17 protein-coding genes and 4 pseudogenes are annotated in these 18,594 nt (G+C 72.2%); 9 read left to right on the forward strand and 12 right to left on the reverse strand.

Annotation, left to right across the window (positions count from 1 at the left end):
• Positions 1-245, forward strand: a pseudogene (locus tag ABD810_RS22840) (ArsR family transcriptional regulator); the annotation flags it as partial.
• Between the two features lie 132 nt (positions 246-377).
• Entirely contained in the window at positions 378-1,115 is a 738-nt protein-coding gene (locus ABD810_RS22845; RefSeq protein WP_344943885.1) for an SRPBCC family protein, read from the forward strand.
• Between the two features lie 84 nt (positions 1,116-1,199).
• Here the strand turns inward: ABD810_RS22845 and ABD810_RS22850 are convergent, their stop codons facing one another.
• Both ABD810_RS22850 and ABD810_RS22855 read right to left on the reverse strand, forming a co-directional pair.
• Positions 1,200-1,949, reverse strand: coding sequence for an SRPBCC family protein (locus ABD810_RS22850; protein ID WP_344943888.1), 750 nt, complete (start codon positions 1,947-1,949; stop codon positions 1,200-1,202).
• Between the two features lie 4 nt (positions 1,950-1,953).
• Entirely contained in the window at positions 1,954-2,577 is a 624-nt protein-coding gene (locus ABD810_RS22855; protein WP_344943890.1) for an ArsR/SmtB family transcription factor, read from the reverse strand.
• Between the two features lie 131 nt (positions 2,578-2,708).
• Here ABD810_RS22855 and ABD810_RS22860 point away from each other — a divergent pair, with 131 nt between their 5' ends.
• Positions 2,709-3,884, forward strand: coding sequence for an MFS transporter (locus ABD810_RS22860; RefSeq protein WP_344943893.1), 1,176 nt, complete (start codon positions 2,709-2,711; stop codon positions 3,882-3,884).
• Between the two features lie 100 nt (positions 3,885-3,984).
• On the opposite strand, the gene ABD810_RS22865 is transcribed toward ABD810_RS22860, so the two are convergent.
• Positions 3,985-5,196 carry a carotenoid oxygenase family protein gene (locus ABD810_RS22865; RefSeq protein ID WP_344943896.1) on the reverse strand — a complete coding sequence of 404 codons (1,212 nt, stop codon included), beginning with the start codon at positions 5,194-5,196 and terminating at the stop codon, positions 3,985-3,987.
• 74 nt (positions 5,197-5,270) lie between these two features.
• Between ABD810_RS22865 and ABD810_RS22870 the strand changes: the two genes are divergently transcribed.
• A complete protein-coding gene (locus tag ABD810_RS22870) occupies positions 5,271-5,969 on the forward strand; it encodes a TetR/AcrR family transcriptional regulator (protein ID WP_344943899.1) in 699 nt (232 codons plus the stop codon).
• Between the two features lie 49 nt (positions 5,970-6,018).
• Here ABD810_RS22870 and ABD810_RS22875 read toward each other — a convergent pair whose 3' ends face one another.
• A complete protein-coding gene (locus tag ABD810_RS22875) occupies positions 6,019-6,186 on the reverse strand; it encodes an ATP-binding protein (RefSeq protein ID WP_344943902.1) in 168 nt (55 codons plus the stop codon).
• A 21-nt stretch (positions 6,187-6,207) separates the two neighbouring features.
• The gene (locus tag ABD810_RS22880) at positions 6,208-7,107 is read right to left on the reverse strand and encodes a sugar phosphate isomerase/epimerase family protein (RefSeq protein ID WP_344943905.1); all 900 of its coding nucleotides are present in this window, start codon (positions 7,105-7,107) and stop codon (positions 6,208-6,210) included.
• Positions 7,108-7,166: 59 nt separating this feature from the next.
• Between ABD810_RS22880 and ABD810_RS22885 the strand changes: the two genes are divergently transcribed.
• Positions 7,167-7,679: a VOC family protein gene (locus ABD810_RS22885; RefSeq protein WP_344943908.1), complete on the forward strand. Its 513-nt coding sequence runs from the start codon at positions 7,167-7,169 to the stop codon at positions 7,677-7,679.
• A 250-nt stretch (positions 7,680-7,929) separates the two neighbouring features.
• Positions 7,930-8,583 carry a TetR/AcrR family transcriptional regulator gene (locus ABD810_RS22890; RefSeq protein ID WP_344943911.1) on the forward strand — a complete coding sequence of 218 codons (654 nt, stop codon included), beginning with the start codon at positions 7,930-7,932 and terminating at the stop codon, positions 8,581-8,583.
• A 1-nt stretch (position 8,584) separates the two neighbouring features.
• Here ABD810_RS22890 and ABD810_RS22895 read toward each other — a convergent pair whose 3' ends face one another.
• Together ABD810_RS22895 and ABD810_RS22900 are read right to left on the reverse strand one after the other, a co-directional pair.
• Entirely contained in the window at positions 8,585-9,508 is a 924-nt protein-coding gene (locus tag ABD810_RS22895) for an SDR family oxidoreductase (protein ID WP_344943914.1), read from the reverse strand.
• Positions 9,509-9,737: 229 nt separating this feature from the next.
• Positions 9,738-11,063 (reverse strand): MFS transporter, encoded by a 1,326-nt coding sequence (locus ABD810_RS22900; protein WP_344943917.1) that lies wholly within the window; start codon positions 11,061-11,063, stop codon positions 9,738-9,740.
• Positions 11,064-11,509: 446 nt separating this feature from the next.
• On the opposite strand from ABD810_RS22900, the gene ABD810_RS22905 reads away from it, so the two are divergent.
• Both ABD810_RS22905 and ABD810_RS22910 read left to right on the forward strand, forming a co-directional pair.
• Positions 11,510-12,709 carry an ROK family transcriptional regulator gene (locus ABD810_RS22905; RefSeq protein WP_344943920.1) on the forward strand — a complete coding sequence of 400 codons (1,200 nt, stop codon included), beginning with the start codon at positions 11,510-11,512 and terminating at the stop codon, positions 12,707-12,709.
• Between the two features lie 118 nt (positions 12,710-12,827).
• Positions 12,828-13,145: pseudogene (locus tag ABD810_RS22910) on the forward strand (helix-turn-helix domain-containing protein); the annotation flags it as partial.
• Between the two features lie 124 nt (positions 13,146-13,269).
• Here ABD810_RS22910 and ABD810_RS22915 read toward each other — a convergent pair.
• The 5 genes and pseudogenes from ABD810_RS22915 to ABD810_RS22935 form a co-directional block, all read right to left on the reverse strand.
• Positions 13,270-14,253 (reverse strand): hypothetical protein, encoded by a 984-nt coding sequence (locus tag ABD810_RS22915; protein ID WP_344943923.1) that lies wholly within the window; start codon positions 14,251-14,253, stop codon positions 13,270-13,272.
• Positions 14,253-14,843 (reverse strand): RNA polymerase sigma factor, encoded by a 591-nt coding sequence (locus ABD810_RS22920; protein WP_344943925.1) that lies wholly within the window; start codon positions 14,841-14,843, stop codon positions 14,253-14,255. Before ABD810_RS22920 ends, ABD810_RS22915 begins: the two co-directional genes overlap by 1 nt.
• 458 nt (positions 14,844-15,301) lie before the next feature.
• Positions 15,302-15,547, reverse strand: a pseudogene (locus tag ABD810_RS22925) (IS630 family transposase); the annotation flags it as partial.
• A gap of 461 nt (positions 15,548-16,008) precedes the next feature.
• Complete coding sequence (locus ABD810_RS22930) at positions 16,009-16,692, reverse strand: sulfotransferase family protein (RefSeq protein ID WP_344943928.1); 684 nt, start codon at positions 16,690-16,692, stop codon at positions 16,009-16,011.
• A gap of 98 nt (positions 16,693-16,790) precedes the next feature.
• Positions 16,791-17,786: an NAD-dependent epimerase/dehydratase family protein gene (locus tag ABD810_RS22935; protein WP_344943931.1), complete on the reverse strand. Its 996-nt coding sequence runs from the start codon at positions 17,784-17,786 to the stop codon at positions 16,791-16,793.
• 353 nt (positions 17,787-18,139) lie between these two features.
• On the opposite strand from ABD810_RS22935, the pseudogene ABD810_RS22940 reads away from it, so the two are divergent.
• A pseudogene (locus tag ABD810_RS22940) lies at positions 18,140-18,534 on the forward strand (AMP-binding enzyme); the annotation flags it as partial.
• Between the last annotated feature and the right edge of the window lie 60 nt (positions 18,535-18,594).

Consider the following 18,594-nt stretch of genomic DNA (forward strand, 5'->3'; position numbering starts at 1 on the left):
TTGGCTACCTGCTCGATCTGATGGAAGAGGTGCAGGCCGACATCGCCGCGCTGGACCGCGCCGCTCCCGAGTTGCCCTCGGTGGGGGTGTCGGGGGAGATCCGGGTGCCGCCCGAGCGTCGCCAGGAGTTCCTCAACGATCTGCAGTCGGTGCTGCAGGACCTGTTCACCCGCTACGGCGGAGCCGAGGGCGATGCCTTCAAGCTCACCGTGGCCTGCTATCCCAAGGCGGCACCCCGTGAGTGAGCCGATGACGCCCCACTCGCCCGCCCCGAGCCCACCGTCGAGGAGCGATCCACCCAGGGGCCGCAGGCCCGCCGAACGACATCGAGACGGTCGACGCCACCGCGGTCGACGCCGACACGAAGGGGTTGTGAGATGCCACACAAGTTCGAGCTCCGCAAGGAGGTGACGCTGAAGGCGACTCCCGAGCAGGTGTGGGACGCGATAACCACCGGGCCGGGAATCGACTCCTGGTTCATGAGGCGCAGCAAGATCAAGCCCCGTGAGGGCGGTGCCGCCCAACAGTACGTCGGGCACTTCCCGGCGGAGGCCACCGTCACCGCCTGGGAGCCGTCGAGGCGGTTGGCGTTCCGCAGCAACGACAACCCGGACGGATCCTTCATGGCCATCGAATACCTGATCGAGGGACGCGGCCACGGCAGCACAGTGCTGCGGCTGGTGCAGAGCGGCGTCCTCGGCGACGACTGGGAGGCAGAGTACGACGCGATGAACCAGGGCTGGGACATCTACCTGCACACTCTTGGCCAGTACCTCAGCTACTTCCCCGGCCGGTTCGCGGTGGTCGTCTTCGCGGCGCGGCACAAGGGCGGCGGCGAACCGGTGTGGCCGGTGCTCATGCGCGGGCTCGGCCTGACCGAGCCCATCGCCCAAGGCGACAAGGTGCGGCTCACGCCCAAGGGCCTGGACCCGATCGAGGGGATCGCCGACTTCGTCAGGCCCGGCTTCCTCGGCGTCCGCAACAGCGACGGCCTGTACCGGTTCGTCCACGGAATCAACGACACACTGGTCCTGGGGCACCACCTCTTCGCCGAGGCCGACCCCAAGAAGACCGAGCGGGCCTGGGAGAAATGGCTCACCCAGCTGTTCGCCTGACGCCCCCTGTGAGATACGTGCCGATATCTTCGGCGAGGAGGCCGATGTGACGGCCCCCGCGCCCGGCGGCGCGCAGGCCTGGCTCTAGGCGAACGCGGTCGCCAGCCAGGCCTTCCACGCCTCCTCGGTCGCCTCGCCGTCCACGCCCTCGATGAAACTGTGCTGCTCCACGACCACCGTGCCGCGGTAGCCGTACATGAACATGTAAAGCGCGTCACCGGTGCACACGCTCGGGATGCTCGGGTAGTCGGCGCACTCCACGACCCCCTCGGCCGGCGGCAGCCCGTCGACCGTGAGGCGCACCCTGTCGCCCTTGGCGACCGTGCCTGTCAGGCCGAGCGCGGAGGCGAAGGTCTTCCACACACGTTCCTGGTCGGTCACCTGCGGGCCCGGGACCAGCATGTTGAACGTCGAGACGCGGCCGGGGAAGTGCTTGAGGTAGGCGGCCAGCTTCTGCAGGTACATGCCGTCGCCCTTCTTCAGGGCGTCGTACTGCGCCTCCCAGTCGTCGCCGAGGAAGCCGCTGTGCACCAGGCGCAGCACGGTGCTCCCTCCCTGACGTCCTTCGATCAGGTAGTCCATGGCCATGAACGTGCCGTCCGGATTCGCCGTGCTCTGGTACGAGAAGCGCTTCAACGGCTCCCACGCGGTCACGGTGGCGGTCTGGGTGTGGCCCATCATGCTGTGCCGGAGAGCGCCGCCTTCACCGGGCTCCACCTCGTTGCGGCCCATGAACCAGGAGTCGATGCCGGGCCCGGTGGAGATGGCCTCCCACACCTGCTCGGGGGTCGCGTCGATCGCGACCTCCTCGCGGACCTCGAACTCGTGCGGCATATGACTACTCCTTCATAGGGAGGTCGCTTGTATCGGCGTCGACCGCTCTGGTGGTGATGCTCGGATGCACGGCGACGACGATGCGGTGGTCGCGGCCGCCCTTGGCGGTCTGGTCGTGGTACTTGCCGACCAGGGTGGTGACCGCGCCGGCCAGTTCCTCGGCGAAGGCGGCACGATCGGCGGCCGAGGCGAACCGGATCTCGCCGTCGATCGCGAAGGTGGCCACCTTCTGGCGCGCCTTGGCCGCGCCGGTGACCAGGGTCCCCACGTCGCGCACCAGCCGGGCGGCGAGCGCCAGCAGCCAGCGGGCCGACAACTGGTCGGGGGCGCGTGAGGGGTCGGGCTGCACCTCGGCCAGCGCGGCCGGTGAGATCACATACGACGCCGCGGTGGCGCGCATGATGCGCTCGGTGACGTTGCCCTTGCGGCGCTCCTCGATCAGCTCGACCAGGCCGTGACGCTCCAGCGCCTTGAGATGGTAGTTGACCTTCTGCCGCGGCAGGCCGACCTTGGCGGCCAGCATCGTCGCGGAACCGGGCACGGCGAGCTCGGCCAGCAACCGGGCCCGTATCGGGTCCAGCGAGACCTCGGCCGCGGCCGGGTCCTCGATCACCGCCACATCCAGCATGCGCCAACACTCCCAGCGACGAAATTGCTTCGTCAAGCCGACCGAAACCGCCGCCACGGTGACCCGGTGACCCGGGCGTCCGGCCGCCGGTGGCTGGATCATGTAACGCGGGGCACTGTTAGGTTTCCCTGGTGGACTCGAGAGTGGTGAGACGGGCCCGCGTGGCCGTCGCGGTGACGTTCGCGGTGCACGGGGCGGTCACCGGCAGCTTCGCCACTCGCATCCCCTGGCTCCAGGAGCGCCTGCACGCGGGACCCGGCGAGCTCGGCCTCGCCCTGCTGGCGCCCGCGGTCGGGTCGCTGGTGGCGATGCCGATGGCCGGGCGCCTCGTCCACCGGCTCGGTGGACGGGCGGCCACGCGATGGCTTCTCGCGCTGTGGTCGGTGATGCTCGCCTTCCCGGCGCTCGCGCCCAACCTTGCCGTGCTGTGGGTCACGTTGCTGGTGTACGGGGCGGTGGCGGGCATGTGCGACGTCGCGATGAACGCCCAGGGGGTGGTGGTCGAGCAGCGGATGGGCCGTTCGATCATGTCGGGACTGCACGGGATGTGGAGCGTCGGCGGCCTGGTGGCGGGCGCCGTGGGGGTCGTGGCCGCGCAGAGCGAGATCGACGCCCGCGTGCATCTGGGGGTCATGGCCGTCGTGCTGCTCGCGGTGAGCTGCGTGATCGGGCCCGCCCTGCTGGACGTACGCGCGGAAGCGGGTCAGGTCGCGCCCCCGAGGTTCGTGCTGCCGTCCCGGCGCGTGCTGGCCCTGGGGCTCATCGGCTTCTGCGCGGTGTTCGGCGAGTCGGCCAGCCAGGACTGGTGCGCCGTCTACCTCAAGCAGATCACCGGGACCTCCTCCGGGGTGGCGGCGGCGAGCTTCACCGCCTTCGCCCTCACCATGGCGGCCGGGCGGCTCTGCGGTGACGCGGTGGTGCGCCGGCTCGGCGCCGTGTGGACCGTGCGCGTCAGCGGGATGCTCGCCACACTCGGCGGGGTGCTGGTCGTGGCGGCCCGTACTCCCGTTCCGGCGATCGCCGGGTTCATGCTGATCGGGCTCGGGGTGGCGGTGGTCGTCCCGCTGGTGTTCACGGCGGCCGCCAACGCCGCGCCGACACCGAGCGAGGGGGTCGCGGGAGCGGCGACGATCAGCTACACCTCGGGGTTCGTCGCGCCGAGCGCGATCGGCGCGATCGCCTCGGTCAGCAGCCTGCCGGTCTCGTTCCTTCTGGTCACCGTGCTGATGTCGGCGGTGCTCCTGGGCGCGGGGGTGCTGGCACGGCGGCCGGCCGCGAGGGACACCGAGAACGCCACCGTCCTGTGAGCACCCGTCGGAGTTATCTGGCTCCGCGAGGGGTCCCCGGATGCGCGCCGGCGGGGGCCGTGCTGACCTGGACGCGCGTGATCGCCCATGGCGGGCGGTCTCACCGGTGGCGCGCGTGCCCGGTGGAGGCGGGCACCCAGGTGGTGTGCTGGGCGGCCGGCGGGATGACCGGGAGGTGGACCACCGCCTGCGGCCGGCCGGCCAGGTTCATGGCGTCCAGCACCAGCAGCTCGCTCATGCCCAGGGCGGCGTTCGTCGCGAGGGCCACGATCCAGCCGTCGCCCTCGGCGACGCCCCGGGGGACGAAGACCGGCCGCCCGGCGCGCCAGCCCGGACCCAGCTCGCGTACCTGAGTGCTCTCCGCCGCGAGGTCGTGGCCGATGAGCGCCCGGCCGCCCGGATCGCGACCGAAGATCAGCTGGTGGCGCAGGCCGGTTCTGCGGGGGTCCGCCGACGCCAGGTCGAGCGGGCCGGTCAGCTCTCGTTCGCGGGCCGTGCCGCCGGCGATGTCGAGCGTCCAGCGGTGAACCCGCGGCGAGCCGGTGGCGCCGTCCCTGTCACGCGTGGACGCGTCGAAGGCCCGGTCGTGGCGCACGGCGTCCACGACGACGCTGCCGCCGTCGTCATATGCGTTCACCGCGTGGGAGACGAAGCAGGGGGCGATCGGGAACCACTGCGGCTCGCCGCCGCCGTGCCGTGGCAGCAGCCCGATGCGGGCGGGCCGGTCGCGCTGCCAGCGGTAGGGGGACGCGGCGCCCACCATGGCCGCCGCGCGCCGGTAGGTGACCGGAAGGTCGAACACCACGACGAACCGCTCGGTCAGCGCGACCGCCTGCATGAGCGGCGCGCCGTCCAGCGCGAACGGCCGCCAGTCGCGGACGCCGCCGTCCGGCCCGATGACGAGGTGCTCGGCGAGGTCCAGGCCCGGGTAGGTGGCGACGGTGTGCCATTCGCCCGCGGCGCGGTCCTGGACGGGGAGGGCGACGCTCGCGGCGCAGGGCCCGTCCGGCGAGGGGCCCGCGGGACGGCTCCAGAGCGCGGACCCGCGAGCCTGGACCAGAGGATGGCCGTCGAGCTTCTCGGCGGCGGCCCGATGCCATCGGGCGGTGCCGCCGCCGAGCCGCACGCCGGAGAGCGAGGACGGCCCCGCGCTGCCGTACGGCCGCGCCGGCCCACCCGGGCGCGGACCGGTCAGCACGAGGACGCCGTCGAGACCGAGGGGCAGGAGGCCGTCGACGCGCAGCGGCCCGTCGTGCGGCGTGCGGCCGGACGCGAGCCCGGTGGCGGGGTCGATGTGCTCCGCGACGGTCATTTCGGGCACCTCCTCGTGAGGCCTGGCATAACAGCGTTATCTAAAACATAACGGCGTTATGGCATACTGTCAAGGTGAGCCCACGCCGATCGAATCCGCAGACACGTTCCGCCCTGGTCGACATCGCCGCGGGGCTGCTCGCCGGCGAGGGGCCGCAGGCGCTGTCGGCCCGCCGCATCGCCGCGGAGGCGGGCAGCTCGACGATGGCCGTCTACACCAACTTCGGGGGGATGAGCGGGCTGGTGCGGGAGATGGTGTACGAGGGGTTCGCCCGGCTGGAGGGCTACTTCTCCCACGTCGCCCCGACCGCCGATCCCGTCGCCGACATCGTGCTGTTCGGGCGGGCCTACCGGCACAACGCCGTGACCAACCCGCACCTGTACGCGGTGATGTTCGGCGGGGCTTCGCTGGCCGGATTCTCACTCACCGCGGAGGACCGCCAGTACGGCAGGTACACGCTGAGCACCGTGGTGGAGTGCGCCACCCGGTGCATCGCGGCCGGCCGGTTCCGCACCGGCGACGCCGAACTGGTCGCCCACCAGCTCTGGACCGCCATCCACGGGCTGGTCACGCTCGAGCTGGGCGAGTACCTCATCGACCCCTGCAACGCCGATGTGGTGTTCGAGGCCCAGCTGACCGGCCTGATGGTCGGGGTCGGCGACACCGTGGAGGCGGCCACCCGGTCGGTGGCCGAATCGAGGAGGCGGCTGAAGACCGAGGTCGAGGACATGCTGCCGGACCCGGTGACGGACGGGCCGGCGCGTGGCGTGTGATCGGATCGGTGCCGTCGCGCGGGGGCTCATCCCGGTGATGGGGCGGCCCTTACTCCTGGTGCCGGACGCCCACGGTGACCAGCGGGAGGCACACGACGAAGCGCGCCCCTCGCACGCTGTCGTGGATGGTGAGGGTTCCGCCGGCCATCTCGGCGATCTGGCGGGCTATCGGCAGGCCGAGGCCGGTGCCGCCGGGGTGCTCTGGGCGAGTGGTCATGGGGGTTGTGACCTGCGGTTCTCAGGCGCCGGGCGGATGGGCCAGCCATGTCCGGCCGGCTCGCAGCGCGTCCTCCAGCGGCGTCGGCGCGGGATGCCACCTGTGCTCCCACTCGAGGCTGACCCACCGGTCGTACCCGGCCTCGCGCAGGGCGGCGAGAACCTGCCGCAGCGGCAGTATGCCGTCGCCGAGCGGGACCGGCGTGGGGTCGGCCGTCGAGGCGCGGTCCTTCACCTGCACGTGCGCGAGCCACGGCGCCAGCGCCGCCGCCGTCTCGGAGACCGTCTCCCCGGCCAGCCACGGGTGGGCGGCGTCCCAGATGGCCCGCACCCTGGGGCTGCCGACCTCGGCCAGGACGCGGGCGACGTCGGCGCCCTTGGGGTGGGAGTCGTGCGTCTCCAGCCAGACCTCGACCCCATCGGGGAGCCTCGGCGCCACGGTGCGGAGCCGCCGCACCGCGCGCCGATCGTCCCGCCCGTCACCCTCCCCGCCCGGGAACACGCGGACCGCTCCGGCGCCGAGGTCGCGGGCCAGGCCGGCCTCGGCGAGCAGGGCGGTCACGACCTCGTCGTCATCGGCGTCGGCCGCGATCTTGACGTAGGAGGCGACGCAGACCGCTGTGACGTCTTTCAGCGCCGATCTCGCGATCTCCCGGTCTTCGGGAGAAAGATGCCGGTGAACGGGTTCGTCCGGCGCCGAACGCAGCTCCAGGCCCCGCCAGCCGGTGCGCACCGCCATGGCGGCGACCTCGGCCAGCGGCGATCCGGAGCATCCGAGGGTGGAGAAGGCCAGCTTCGTCATGCCCGAGACGGTACACATGGGCGCCGCGCCGGCGACCCGCCGGACGTCGGGCTCGGTGTGCGTCCGCGGGGTCAGCACCTCGCGGCAGGCGACCACCCGCACCCTGCGGCAGGGGCCCACTCGCAACCGCTCGCTGAGTAGAATTCGATTCTAATATTCGACAACAGAAGGAGTCGCGGATGGACATCTCCGGGGAGCTGGAAGGGCTCGAGGTCGTTTTCGACCACACGGCCGTCGCGGCGCCGCGCATCAGGGACCTGCTGCCGATCTACCGTGACCTGCTCGGGGGCGTCTACCTGCGCGGGGGCGACAACGTGGTGAACGGCTACCGCACGATGCAGCTCGAGTACCACAACCGGAGCAAGATCGAGCTCATGGAGCCCCTGGCCGGGTCGCCGTTCTTCGACACCTTCTTCGACCTCACCCGCGGCCGGGGCGGCGTCCACCACCTGAACTTCCACGTCTCCGACATTCACGCCGCGGTGGCGCGGCTGTCCGCCCGCGGTTACCGCATGCACGGTCTCAGCCTCGACGACCCCCGGTGGCGGGAGGTCTTCCTGCACCCGAAGGAGGCACACGGCGTGCTCATCCAGCTCGCCCAGCCGGGCCCCCGCGGCGGTGAGCCCTCGCCGTCGCTGGAGGACGTGCTGGCCGGCCGGGGCGTGCGAGGCACCGGTGTCCCCAGCCCGTGAGCGACCCTCGGCGGGGACACGGACGTGCCCAGCCCGTGAGCGACCCTCGGCGAGGACGCGGACGTGCCCAGCCCGTGAGCGACTCCGGGTGGGGACACGGCGTTCCTGGCCTGTGAGCGACTCCCGTGCGGGATGGACGGCGTGCTGCGTGAGCTCCCGCGTCGCGTTGCTGAGGTACCGGCGTCAAGCTAGAATCTAATTCTAGAAATTGACGGACTAGTATGAGGGCCCTCTGCCGACAAGGAGTCTGATGGCACGCAAGTCCACGGGCAGGACCGGCTCGTGGGAGTGGAGCCGCACCGCCCAGACCCGCAAGAGCATGCTGCGGGCGGCCCGCGAGGTCTTCTGCGAACACGGCTTCGCGGAGGCGAACGTCGCCGACGTCGTCGAGCGCGCCGGCTCCAGCGTCGGCAGCCTGTACCACCACTTCGGCGGCAAGACCGAGCTGTTCCTCGCCCTGTGGGAGGACCACCAGGCCGCCCATGAGGAGGCCGCCGCGTCATCGGTCGCCCGTGCCAAGCAGGCGGGCGTCACCGACCCCGTGGAGCTCTTCATCGCCGGCGCCCGTGCCTTCCTCGAGGGCTCCTGGAACCGGCGCGACCTGGTCCGGCTGTTCATGGACGGTGACGGCCCGCCGGGGTTCGAGCTCATGCGCCGCACCCGCGGCCGGCAGTGGGTGCGGCAGAACGCCGTCCTGCTCGGCGCGGGGGAGACCCCCATGGACCGCCTCACCGTCGCCGTGCTGACCACTGTCATCGGCGAGGCGGGCCGCGAGGTCGCCATCAGTGCCACCGATGAGGAGGCCCAGGAGGTCATCGACGCGGCGACCGCACTCATCCGCCGCTTCGACCACCTCGGGCATCACGACGAGGTGATCGCGCCGGCCACGATGGAGCAGGGGTAAGTCAGGAATCCCGGCCGGGAATGAGACCGTTGGTGAGGGCGTTCGGCGCCGCCTTGTCCACAAGGGCGGGGACGACCTCGCCAAGCTCGGCCGGATCCCACCTCGCGCCCTTGTCGACACCTGGACCCGCGTGCCAGCCCTCGGCCACGCTGATCATCCCGCCGCGCACGTTGAACACGCGGCCGGTGATGTTCCTCGCCTGCTCACTGGCCAGCCAGACCACCAGCGGCGCGATGTTGTCGGGGTGCGCGGCGTCGAAGGCGCCGGGTTCGGGTGCCCGGCGGCCCGGCACCAGGCCCTCGGTCATCCGGGTGAGCGCCGCCGGGGCCACGGCGTTGACGGTCACTCCGTAGCGGGCCAGTTCCTGGGCGGCGATGATCGTGAGTGAGGCGATGCCCGCCTTGGCCGCGCCGTAGTTGCCCTGGCCGGGGTTGCCGTAGATGCCCGACGAGGAGGTGGTGTTGATGATCCGCGCGTCCACCCGCTCGCCGGCCTTCGACCGGGCCCGCCAGTACGCGGCGGCGTGCCGCGACGGGGCGAACGTGCCGCGCAGGTGCACCCTGATGACCGCGTCCCACTCCTCGGCGGACATGTTGACCAGCATCCTGTCCCTCAGGATCCCGGCGTTGTTGACCAGGACGTGCAGGTCGCCGAACCGGTCGACCGTCGACCGGATCAACCGTTCCGCGCCCTCGAAGTCGGACACGTCCTCGCCGTCGGCCACCGCTTCGCCGCCCATCGCGCGGATCCGCTCCACGACCTCACCCGCGGGGCCGGAGGACGAGCCGGTGCCGTCCACCTCCGCGCCGAGGTCGTTGACGACGACCTTGGCGCCCTGACGGGCGAACTCCAGCGCGTGGCCTCGGCCGATGCCCCGGGCCGCCCCGGTGACGATCACCACGCGGCCTTCCACGATTCCGGTCATCCGCTCTCTCCAGATTTTAGAATGTTCTTCTAGAAACAACGTCGCGCGAGAGCGCCGTTCCTGTCAACCCTTGACCGGCAGGCATGGCGGCCGCCGTTCTTTCACGCCGTGCACGGAGCGGATCCCGTGGCGGCGGGCTCATTCACGGAGCGGATTCCGTGGCGGCGGGCCTGAAGCCACTGCCCCTCTCGATCGCGTCGATGACGGCGTCCCGCGACGCCCGGCCGGATCACGATGCCTTTCCCGGACGGATCGCGGCCAGGGCCGCGAGGAGGGGGACGGTGATCAGGAAGGCGAGCCGGAGGTCGACCATCTGGCCGATGGCGGCCAGAGCGGTCGGCGCCAGCAGGATGGCGGTGCCGGAGGCGAGGGCGCCCAGCGAGGCGGCGTGCGCGGCACGCAGACCCGGGGCGGCGACGAGGCCGGCGAGGGTGACCGGATAGAGGGGCGCGACGCCGAGACCGGCGAGCCCGAGACCGGCGGCGACCGGCAGCGGTGCGTTGGTGGCGACGACCAGCAGCGTGCCCGCGGCGATCGTCAGCACGCAGAGGGGGATGACGGGAACGCGGTGCAGCAGGCGGGGAGCGAGGATCCGGCCGAGAGCCATGCCGATCGCGAACGTACTGGCGAGCCCGGCGGCCTCGCCCGCGCTGACACCGGTCTGCTGCAGCCGGGCCACCGCCCACACCACGAAACAGAACTCCACCGAGACGCCCAGCGTCACCCGCGCCCACCGCCGCCCCACATCCCCCCGCGACGGCCCGGCGGAACCGCGCCGCTGGGGAGGATTGCCCCCGAGCGGCGGAGGGGGGACGGCCTCGCGCTGTGGCGCAGCGGCCGTGGCGAGTGGTGAAGGCGGAGGGGCGTCGTGCTGTGAAGGAGGAACGGTGTCGCGCTGTGGCACAGCGGCCGTGGCGAGTGGTGAAGGAGGAACGGCGTCATGCTGTGGGACAGCGGTCGTGGTGGGTGGTGAAGGCGGAGGGGCGTCGTGCGGTGGGGGAGCGGCGTCGTTCGTGCCCGGCGGCGGGGCGCCGGTGCCGGGGGCGCGGTCGCGCCACGTACCGAGACCGGGGGTGCGGCCTCGTCGCGTGCCGGAGGTCGTGACCGTGGCGGCCAGCAGCAAGGGTGGGACGGCGGCGAGGAGAACCAGGCGGCCGCTGGGGCCGAGGGAGTCCAGCCCGCCCAGGGCCAGGGGCGCGCTGACGCCCGCGGTACTGGCCGCGGCGTTGACCCGGGTGAGGCGAGCGGCGATGCCGGGACCGTCCAGCAGCGCCGGGGTGGCCAGGACCAGGGCCGCGCCACCGAGGCCGAGCAGGAGCGCGCCGGCCACGGCGAGGGCGGCGGAGGAGGCGAGGGCGAGCAGCGCGACGCCGGTGGCGAGGACCAGCGAGCCGGCGCGCAGGATCGGCCCGGGCCCGTGCCGCAGCAGCCTAGGCCCCGCGGCCGCGGCGACGAGCAGACCGGCGCCGAAGGCCGACGCGAGCCACGCGATGCTCTCCACGGGAACGCGCAGATCACGCGCCAGCATCACCAGCGTGGCCCCCAGGCTGGACACGCAGAAACCCAGAGCCCCCTGGGCGAGTCCTACCTGCAACCCGGCCCGCGCATCCCGGGGCTCACCGGCGCTTCCCTCCGAAGCCGATGGGGCGACCTTCCGCGAAGCGGGCACGTTCACGTCCTTCCTCCGAAGCCGAGCAGGCCATCTTCCGCGGGGCGGCCCCGTTCATCCGATGCCGATGGGGCGACCTTCCGTGGGGCGGGTACGTTCACGTCCTTTCCGTCCAGAGCCGATCGGGCCGCCCTCCGTGGGGCGGGCACGTTCGGGTCCTTTCCGTCCAGAGCCGATCGGGCGACCTCCCGTGAGGCGGGCACGTTCGGGTCCTTTCCGTCCGAAGCCGATCGGGCCGCCCTCCGTGGGGCGGGTACGTTCGCGTTCTTGAGTCCATGGCGGCCCTTTCGGTTTATACTCGTGGCACGAGCATAAGGTGGTGGGTCCTACCGATGGCAAGCGATCGCCCCGAACGGGCACGTAACGCGCGATGGAGCACCGCGGTCGACCTGCTGGCACAGGTGCGCCGGGAGCCGGGGATCACCCGCGCCGCGGTCGCCCGGCGGCTGAACCTCAGCACCGGGTCGGCGACCGAGATCACCGCGCGGCTGCGCGACCTGCGCCTGCTCACCGAGGCCCCCGCGCCGGTGCGGGGCCGTGGCCGTCCGACCAGCGTCCTCACACCCCACCCCTCGGGCCCGCTGGTCCTGGCCGCCGAGGTGCGCCAGGAGGACTGGCGCTGCGCCGTGGCCACGCTGGACGGACGGACCGGCGACGTCCAGGCCGGACGCCACGTCAGCCGCGAACCCGGCCCCGTGCTGGAGACGCTGGGCCAGGTCGTCGACGGGGCATGGCGGCGGTACGGGGAGCGCCTGCGCGCGGTGTCGCTCGCCGTGGCCGCGACGGTCTGCGACGGCCGCATCGTGCAGGCCTCCAGCCTGGGGTGGGGCCCAGTCGACCTCACCGGGCTCACCGCCGGCTCCGGCCTGCCCCTGATCCTGGGCAACGACGCCACCCTGGCCGGCGTCGCCGAGGCCCGCACCGGGTCCGCCGCCGGAGCGGGCACCGCGCTGCACCTGCTGGTCGAGGTCGGCATCGGCGGAGCCCTCATCGTCGGCGGGCACCCTCTCACGGGAGCCGGGGGCACCGGCGGAGAGTACGGGCACATGCCCTTCGGTGACCGCGGCCTGCGCTGCCCCTGCGGCGCTCGCGGCTGCTGGGATGTGGAGGTCGACGGGCGCGCCCTCGCCCGGCACCTGGGCGAACAGCCGCCGGCCGATCCGCACACCTACACGCGCCAGGTGCTCGGCCGCGCTTCGCACGACGCGGCGGCGGGGCGAGCGGTGGCCGCCGTGGCGTCCGCGCTGGCGACCGGCATCGCCGGGCTGGTCAACGCCCACGCCCCCGACGTCGTCACGCTCGGCGGGCTCGCCCGTCCCCTTCGCGCCGCCGCTCCCGCCGAGTTCGACGCCGCCTACGCCGGCGGGCTGATGACCTTCCGCAGGGCACGGCCCGCACCCGTCCTGGACGCCGCGCACGGCGACGACGGCGCGCTGCACGGTGCCGTCGCCGTCGGACTCGACCACATCACTAGCGAGGCCGCCCTCGCCACGTGGGCCGACCGCAGACCGACCCCCGCGCCCACTGTCTGAGCCCCCGGGCGCCAGGCCATGGTCTAGTGCTGTGACCGGAAACGTTTGCCGGTTTCGCGTGTATCCGCTGGCGTCGGTTGGATGTGTCGTACACGTCCGGCTGGCGGGAGGAGACACGGTGGGAGAACCGGTCAAAGTACGACGGCTGATGGACGCCGAAGGGCAGAAGCTGCAGCAGATCGTCCGCCGGGGTAGCACCAGTTCGGTGCGGTATCGGCGGGCGATGATCCTGCTGGCCTCGGCTGGGGGTAACACCGTCCCGGTGATCGCGCGCCTGGTGGCCGCTGATGAGGACACGGTGCGCGATGTGATTCACCGGTTCAACGAGATCGGGCTGACCTGCCTGGACCCTCGGTGGGCGGGAGGCCGTCCCCGCCTGCTGAGTGACGACGAGGAAGCCCTCGTCATCCAGATAACGGCGCGCTCGGCCAAGCTCGCGGAACGCCTGATGCCGCGCCCGGCCGGGCCACCGGAAACTCTCCCCGCATAGGGGCGGGCGCCGGATGCGCCGGTCCTCGCCGTCGTGACGGCGAGGACCGGCGAGGACCGGTGAGGAGGGGCTACTGATTGGCGACCTCGGGGCCGCGCAGCGTGACCTGGACGCTGCCGCCCACCTGCAGGTCGGCGCGGGTGCAGGAGGCCGTGGGGTCGGGCAGCACGGTCAGGGGCCAGTGATGCTGCGTCCCCAGGGCTCGTCTGGTCACCTGCTCCGCCTGGCGCAGGCCGACACACCGGGAGGTGACGCCCTCAACGAGCGCGTCACGCAGCTCGTACACGAACGGGTCGACCGTGCCGGCGTTCCTGACGCTGTGGTCTCTCACGCGGTGGGCAAGCACGCTCACCGTGTTGTGGCCGGGGTCAAGGTCCGCGTCCGCGCACGGCTGGTCGTCGTCCCGCGAGTCCGCGGGCAACACCTCGATCCGCCAGCCCGTCAGTCCCAGCCGCTTGATCTGGGCCTTGGCGAACGCGACGGCCTCGGTCTCGGAGAAGCAGCGGGAGTACAGCCCGTCCACCCAGTCGCCGAGACCTCCCTCCAGCTCCCGCACGGCGGCGTCCTGCGGCGTGGCCGGGTTCAGCAGGGTCGCCGACGAGGGCACCTGTGACCGTGGCGCCACGTACACGTCCTCGTTGAAGCGGAACGCCACCGGGTCGGGGATCGCGGGGCGGCCGGCCTGTTCCCGGTAGAGCCGGCAGTCGGCCACGGGGTCGCCCGTCAGATCCGGTCCGTTCTCACCTTCCTGCGTGCCGGTCGCGGGATCGACCCACCGCGTCAGGCAGGTCACGCCGGTGGGGTTGGAGACGTACAAACGCTGGTAGGTGGCGTACGAGACTCCGCCGCCGAGCACCAGGGCCGCCGCCGCGACGGCGACCACACCGCCGCGGCCTAGGACGCGCCAGCGCGTCCCGCGGGCCGGTTCCCCCCGGTCCGTCAGCATGATCCCGTCGCGCAGGTCGTCCAGGGCCCCGCGATCGGCGTGGGACGGGTCGGCGCCAAGGATCGGGTCGCTCGCGCGCAGGCGCGCGAGCACGTCGTCGTTTCTCATCACTGCTCCCTCACTTCGGAGCGGACGCGTGGCCGCCCCTTCGCCACGAGTACGTCCGATGTCCTCTGTGCCGTCGGGCGGCCGGGGTCCACGCGCTCGGCCACCTCCAGACTCCGCAACTCCTTCACCAGGCGGCCCCGCGCGCGGTGCAGGCGTACGCGGACCGCGGCCCGTGACACGCCCAGGGCCAGCGCGATCTCGTCACGGCTCAGCTGGTCCCAGGCGAGCAGCTTGAGCAGTTCCTGGTCGTCGTCGGTGAGCCGGCTCATGGCCGCCTCGACCGCCGAGAACGCCGTGTCGTCCTGGGGCGCCGCGTCGGGCAGGGACGCCCGCAGTCTCTCGGCCAGCGCGTGCCGCCTGCGCTCCCCGCGATGGAGGTTGGCCAGGACCTTGCGCGCCACCCCGAAGAGCCACGGGCGGGCCTGGTCCCCCTCGGGTACCTCCTCCAGGCGGCGCCAGGCCACCAGGAACGTCTCGGTCACCACGTCGGCCGCGTCCGCTGGATCGGCCACCCGTCGCAGGGCATAGGCCAGTAAGGGTTGATGGGTGCGTTCGAACAGTGCGGCGAATCGATCCTCCGGCGAGCTCACGGGTTCCCTTCCACGTCGACGGTCCGGCACTGCCCACATGTCCGCCTCGGTGGCGAACGTTACGGCGGCTCTTGTGGTCATCGGTGGACACCGACCGGAGGTCGGCGCTGTTTCGCTCGCGCGTCTCCCGCCCCCCGCCGGCCCGGAAGCGGCGGAGGGGAGGCGGCACAAAAACGACCCGGGCCTCTTGGAAAGAGGCCCGGGCCGGCTCCGTGCCGAGTTTTCGCGTTGGGTGGAGACGCGATCGTTCACGACCGGTTTCCTGAGGTCACCTGGGGGACGCGCTTCAGGGAACATGCCGTTTGCGGAGGCCCTCCCGATCTCGCCCGGGCGCCGCGGGTCGCCGGAATACCGGAGGGCGTTGGGGGCTGGGACTCGCGGCGCCGGTTCCGATCGGCCGGCGGGCGACCGGGGGATCGGCTAGTGCTGTGACCGGAAACGTTGGCCGGGTTGGGCGGTCAGGCGGCAGCTGACAGTAGTCGGCCGCCCCAGCGGACGCGTTTCTCGCTGCGGACGCGGGCGCGTTCACGGCGTTGAGCTGCCAGGACGTCAGGGTGGCGGGCGTTAGCGTTGCGCCAGCGCAGGTAAGCGTGCAGAGCCCGGGTTTGGACGGTGTGGCTGGAGTGATCGGAGCCTGCGATCGTGAACTGGCGTAGCGGCCCGAAGTGCGCCTCGATCGGGTTGGCCCAGGAGGCGTAGGTCGGGTACGGAGGTGGGGCGGATGCCCAATGGTCCGAACTCGTCGAGGGCGAAGGTCCGTTCCGGGCGCTGGGTAGGCGTGCCCGCCCACGGTGACCGTGCCGATGGTTAGCTCGGGCCTGCCTTCGAGTATCTCCCCGACGCGTTCGACCTGCTCGTCCAGCTCGGCACGTCGTGCGGTGGTGAGGGGGACGAGAGGCTCCGCGGTGACGTGCACCTTACGGCCAACCTCCGCCCACGACAGGCGGGTCACCTTCGCCGGGCGATCGGAGATCATGAGCGACTCCTTGCTTGGGACGGCCGCGTGGGCCGCGGCCTGTTCGGGTGCCACTGCGACCTGACGACACTAGAGGTGGATCAGGACAGTTCTTGTCCTCTATCCCCGAAGACACGTCACGTCCGCGGGCCCCGACCTTACGGGTCCTGCGGGCGGTCCAAGGTCTCTCCAGGGCCCCGGCGGGCGAGGCTACCTGCTGCGGCGCAGGAGGAGCCGGCCGATCCTGGTGCGGGCGTGGTTCTGGAAGTCCGCGGCGTCGTTGACCCGGGGGAAGGGCTCATGCGGCACCGGCACCTCCAGGAACTCGCACAGCGGCCCCCATCCCTGGCCGACTTCGAAGACCAGCAGCCGCTCCGGCGGGATCGCCGAGGTGACCTCGTCGATGTGCGCCCGGAAGGCCTTCAGCAGGTGGTCGGGATCGTCCATGCGCCCGTCGAAGACCCGCTGGTCGACGGTCAGGCCGGTCATCTCCGTGAAGGCGGCGAAGTCGCTGCCCAGCAGGCGGGACACCCCCGTCACCGCCTTTCCCGCGACCGTGGAGCCGCGACCGCGCTGCCGGAGAATCGTGGCGTTCATGCTCGCCAGCCAGCGCTGGGGGTCTCGCACGGTGAGGATCAGCTTCGCCTCGGGATAGTGCCCGGCCAGCTCGCGCCAGTAGGCGGCGGCGGGCCAGTCGACGCAGGACCGGTAGCCGCCCAGAATGGCGTCCCAGTCGGCGGGCCGTCCCCGGGCCACGTCGAGCCAGCGGCGGATCTGGCCGGGCCGCTCGATCACCTGGGTCATGTGGTGGCACGGCCCGAAGCCCAGCCGCTCCAGGGCGGTCTTTAGGGAAAGCGTTCCAGTGCGGCCGAAGCCCGCGCCGATGACCCGCATGATTCACACCATTCCGATCGGGAACTGCGCCATCAGGCACATCACCATGTTCCATCGAACGGCCTGACCAGGCAAGAAGTGCGGATCACCCGGCCCGTTCACGTGGGCTCGCCGAGCACCTCCCGCTCCTTGGCAGGGTCGAGGCCGAGTGGGGATCTCCCGGGAACGGGTTCGGGATCCCCCTCGGACTGCAGCCAGGCCCAGGTGTCGGCGACGGTCTCCGCCACCGGGCGGCAGGTGAGCCCGGCGCGGTGGGCGGCGGAGACGTCGGCGGTGTGCACACCGCCGTACTCGGCGTCATCGGGAACCCAGATCGGCAGGTCCATCCAGGGGGCGATGCCCGCCTGCTCGATGACCTCGAGGGCGACCCAGACCAGCTCCGCGCCGGAGCCGGTCACCTTCACGACCATCTCGAGGAGCTCGCCCATGGTGGTGTGGCCGAGCCGGCTGACCACGTTGAAGGCGCCGCCGAGCCCGCGATCGGCGGCCGACAGCATCCAGGCCGCCATGTCCCTGGCATCGATGTACTGGATGGGCCGGCCGGGCGTGCCCGGCGCGAGCATGCGGCCCCCGCGCTCGGCCCGCCGCAGCCACCACGGCAGCCGCCCGACGTTCTCGTAGGGGCCGAGGACCAGCCCGGCCCGGGCGAGCAGCGCCCCCTCGCCGAACCCCTCCAGCACGGCCAGCTCGCCGCCGCGCTTGGCGGGGCCGTACTCCTGCTCCACCGCCTGGTCCGGGTCGCCCTCGACCAGGGGGGCGTTCTCGTCGGCGCCGGGTGGCATCGGCCACCGGTGGACCGACCGGCTGGACACATAGCCGTAGTGACCGGTCCGTCCGGCGAGCAGCCGCACGGCGTACCGGATGGGGAGCGGGGCGCCGCTCCAGGTGTCGATCACCGCGTCCCACTCGCGCCCGCGCACGGCGGCACGGAGGGCCTCAAGGTCGGTGCGGTCGGCGACGATGTGCTCGACATCGGCCGCCGGGGCCCGGCTCACCCCGCGGTTGAGGGTGGTGACCTGGTCACCCCTGGCCAGAGCCGTCTCGACGACGGCCCGTCCGACGAAGCGTGTCCCGCCCAGTACAAGAAGCCTCATACCGGACATCCTGCCGTCCGGGTGGATCATGGACAGGCCGGTTCACTGCGGGCGTAGCGTTCGACGGGGTCAGGGAACCGGTGCCCGGAGCAGGAGGGCCACCCGCTCGGCGACGTGCGCGGGGGGTGCCGGGAACCGCCGGGTTGTCGTAACTTGTGACGACGATGGCCCGCGGACCTGACCGACCGCGTCGAACGGGGCGGCGCGCGGCATGTGATCGCCAATGCCGCCGACACCGTCAAGTTCGCGAGCGTGCCGGGGGAGTACACGCGCATCTGCGTGGGCGACGCCCCCGCGGAGTGGGCCGCCTACCGTGACGCGTACGCCCTGACGGCCGGGCCGGCCGCGCAATGCCCGTCAAGCCCGGCTCCATGGGCCTTCCCCTTCCCGGAGTCCCGGTGGTGCTGCTCGACGTGGTGACGGCAAGGAGGCCGACGAGGGAGAGGTGTGCATCGACCTGAGCCGCCGGCCCCTCTCCCTGATGACCGGCTACCAGGGCGACGAGCGACGCCATGCCGAGGCGATGGCCGGCGGCTACTACCACACCGGGGACATGGCCACCCGGGGCGCGGACGGCTACCTCTTCTATGTGGGCCGCACGGACGACGTGTTCAAGGCCTCCGACTACAAGATCTCGCCGTTCGAGCTGGAGAGCGTGCTCATCGAGCACCCCGCGGTGGCGGAGGCGGCCGTGGTGCCCGCCCCCGATGAGCTGCGGCTGGCGGTGCCCAAGGCGTACGTCGTGCTGAGGGGCGTTCACGAGTGTGGTTGAGCAGCGACGATGACGCCCTGGCGAAGATCGCTTCCC

Source organism: Sphaerisporangium flaviroseum (assembly GCF_039537005.1).
Taxonomy (GTDB): domain Bacteria; phylum Actinomycetota; class Actinomycetes; order Streptosporangiales; family Streptosporangiaceae; genus Sphaerisporangium; species Sphaerisporangium flaviroseum.

Bases quoted from the DNA above. Each gene is read 5' to 3' on its own strand.
- ABD810_RS22875 (WP_344943902.1), bottom strand. From the start codon at position 6,186: ATGACCACTCGCCCAGAGCACCCCGGCGGCACCGGCCTCGGCCTGCCG.
- ABD810_RS22935 (WP_344943931.1), bottom strand. From the start codon at position 17,786: ATGAGGCTTCTTGTACTGGGCGGGACACGCTTCGTCGGACGGGCCGTC.
- ABD810_RS22850 (WP_344943888.1), bottom strand. From the start codon at position 1,949: ATGCCGCACGAGTTCGAGGTCCGCGAGGAGGTCGCGATCGACGCGACC.
- ABD810_RS22930 (WP_344943928.1), bottom strand. From the start codon at position 16,692: ATGCGGGTCATCGGCGCGGGCTTCGGCCGCACTGGAACGCTTTCCCTA.
- ABD810_RS22905 (WP_344943920.1), top strand. From the start codon at position 11,510: ATGGCAAGCGATCGCCCCGAACGGGCACGTAACGCGCGATGGAGCACC.
- ABD810_RS22890 (WP_344943911.1), top strand. From the start codon at position 7,930: ATGGCACGCAAGTCCACGGGCAGGACCGGCTCGTGGGAGTGGAGCCGC.
- ABD810_RS22885 (WP_344943908.1), top strand. From the start codon at position 7,167: ATGGACATCTCCGGGGAGCTGGAAGGGCTCGAGGTCGTTTTCGACCAC.
- ABD810_RS22915 (WP_344943923.1), bottom strand. From the start codon at position 14,253: ATGAGAAACGACGACGTGCTCGCGCGCCTGCGCGCGAGCGACCCGATC.
- ABD810_RS22895 (WP_344943914.1), bottom strand. From the start codon at position 9,508: ATGACCGGAATCGTGGAAGGCCGCGTGGTGATCGTCACCGGGGCGGCC.
- ABD810_RS22855 (WP_344943890.1), bottom strand. From the start codon at position 2,577: ATGCTGGATGTGGCGGTGATCGAGGACCCGGCCGCGGCCGAGGTCTCG.
- ABD810_RS22845 (WP_344943885.1), top strand. From the start codon at position 378: ATGCCACACAAGTTCGAGCTCCGCAAGGAGGTGACGCTGAAGGCGACT.
- ABD810_RS22865 (WP_344943896.1), bottom strand. From the start codon at position 5,196: ATGACCGTCGCGGAGCACATCGACCCCGCCACCGGGCTCGCGTCCGGC.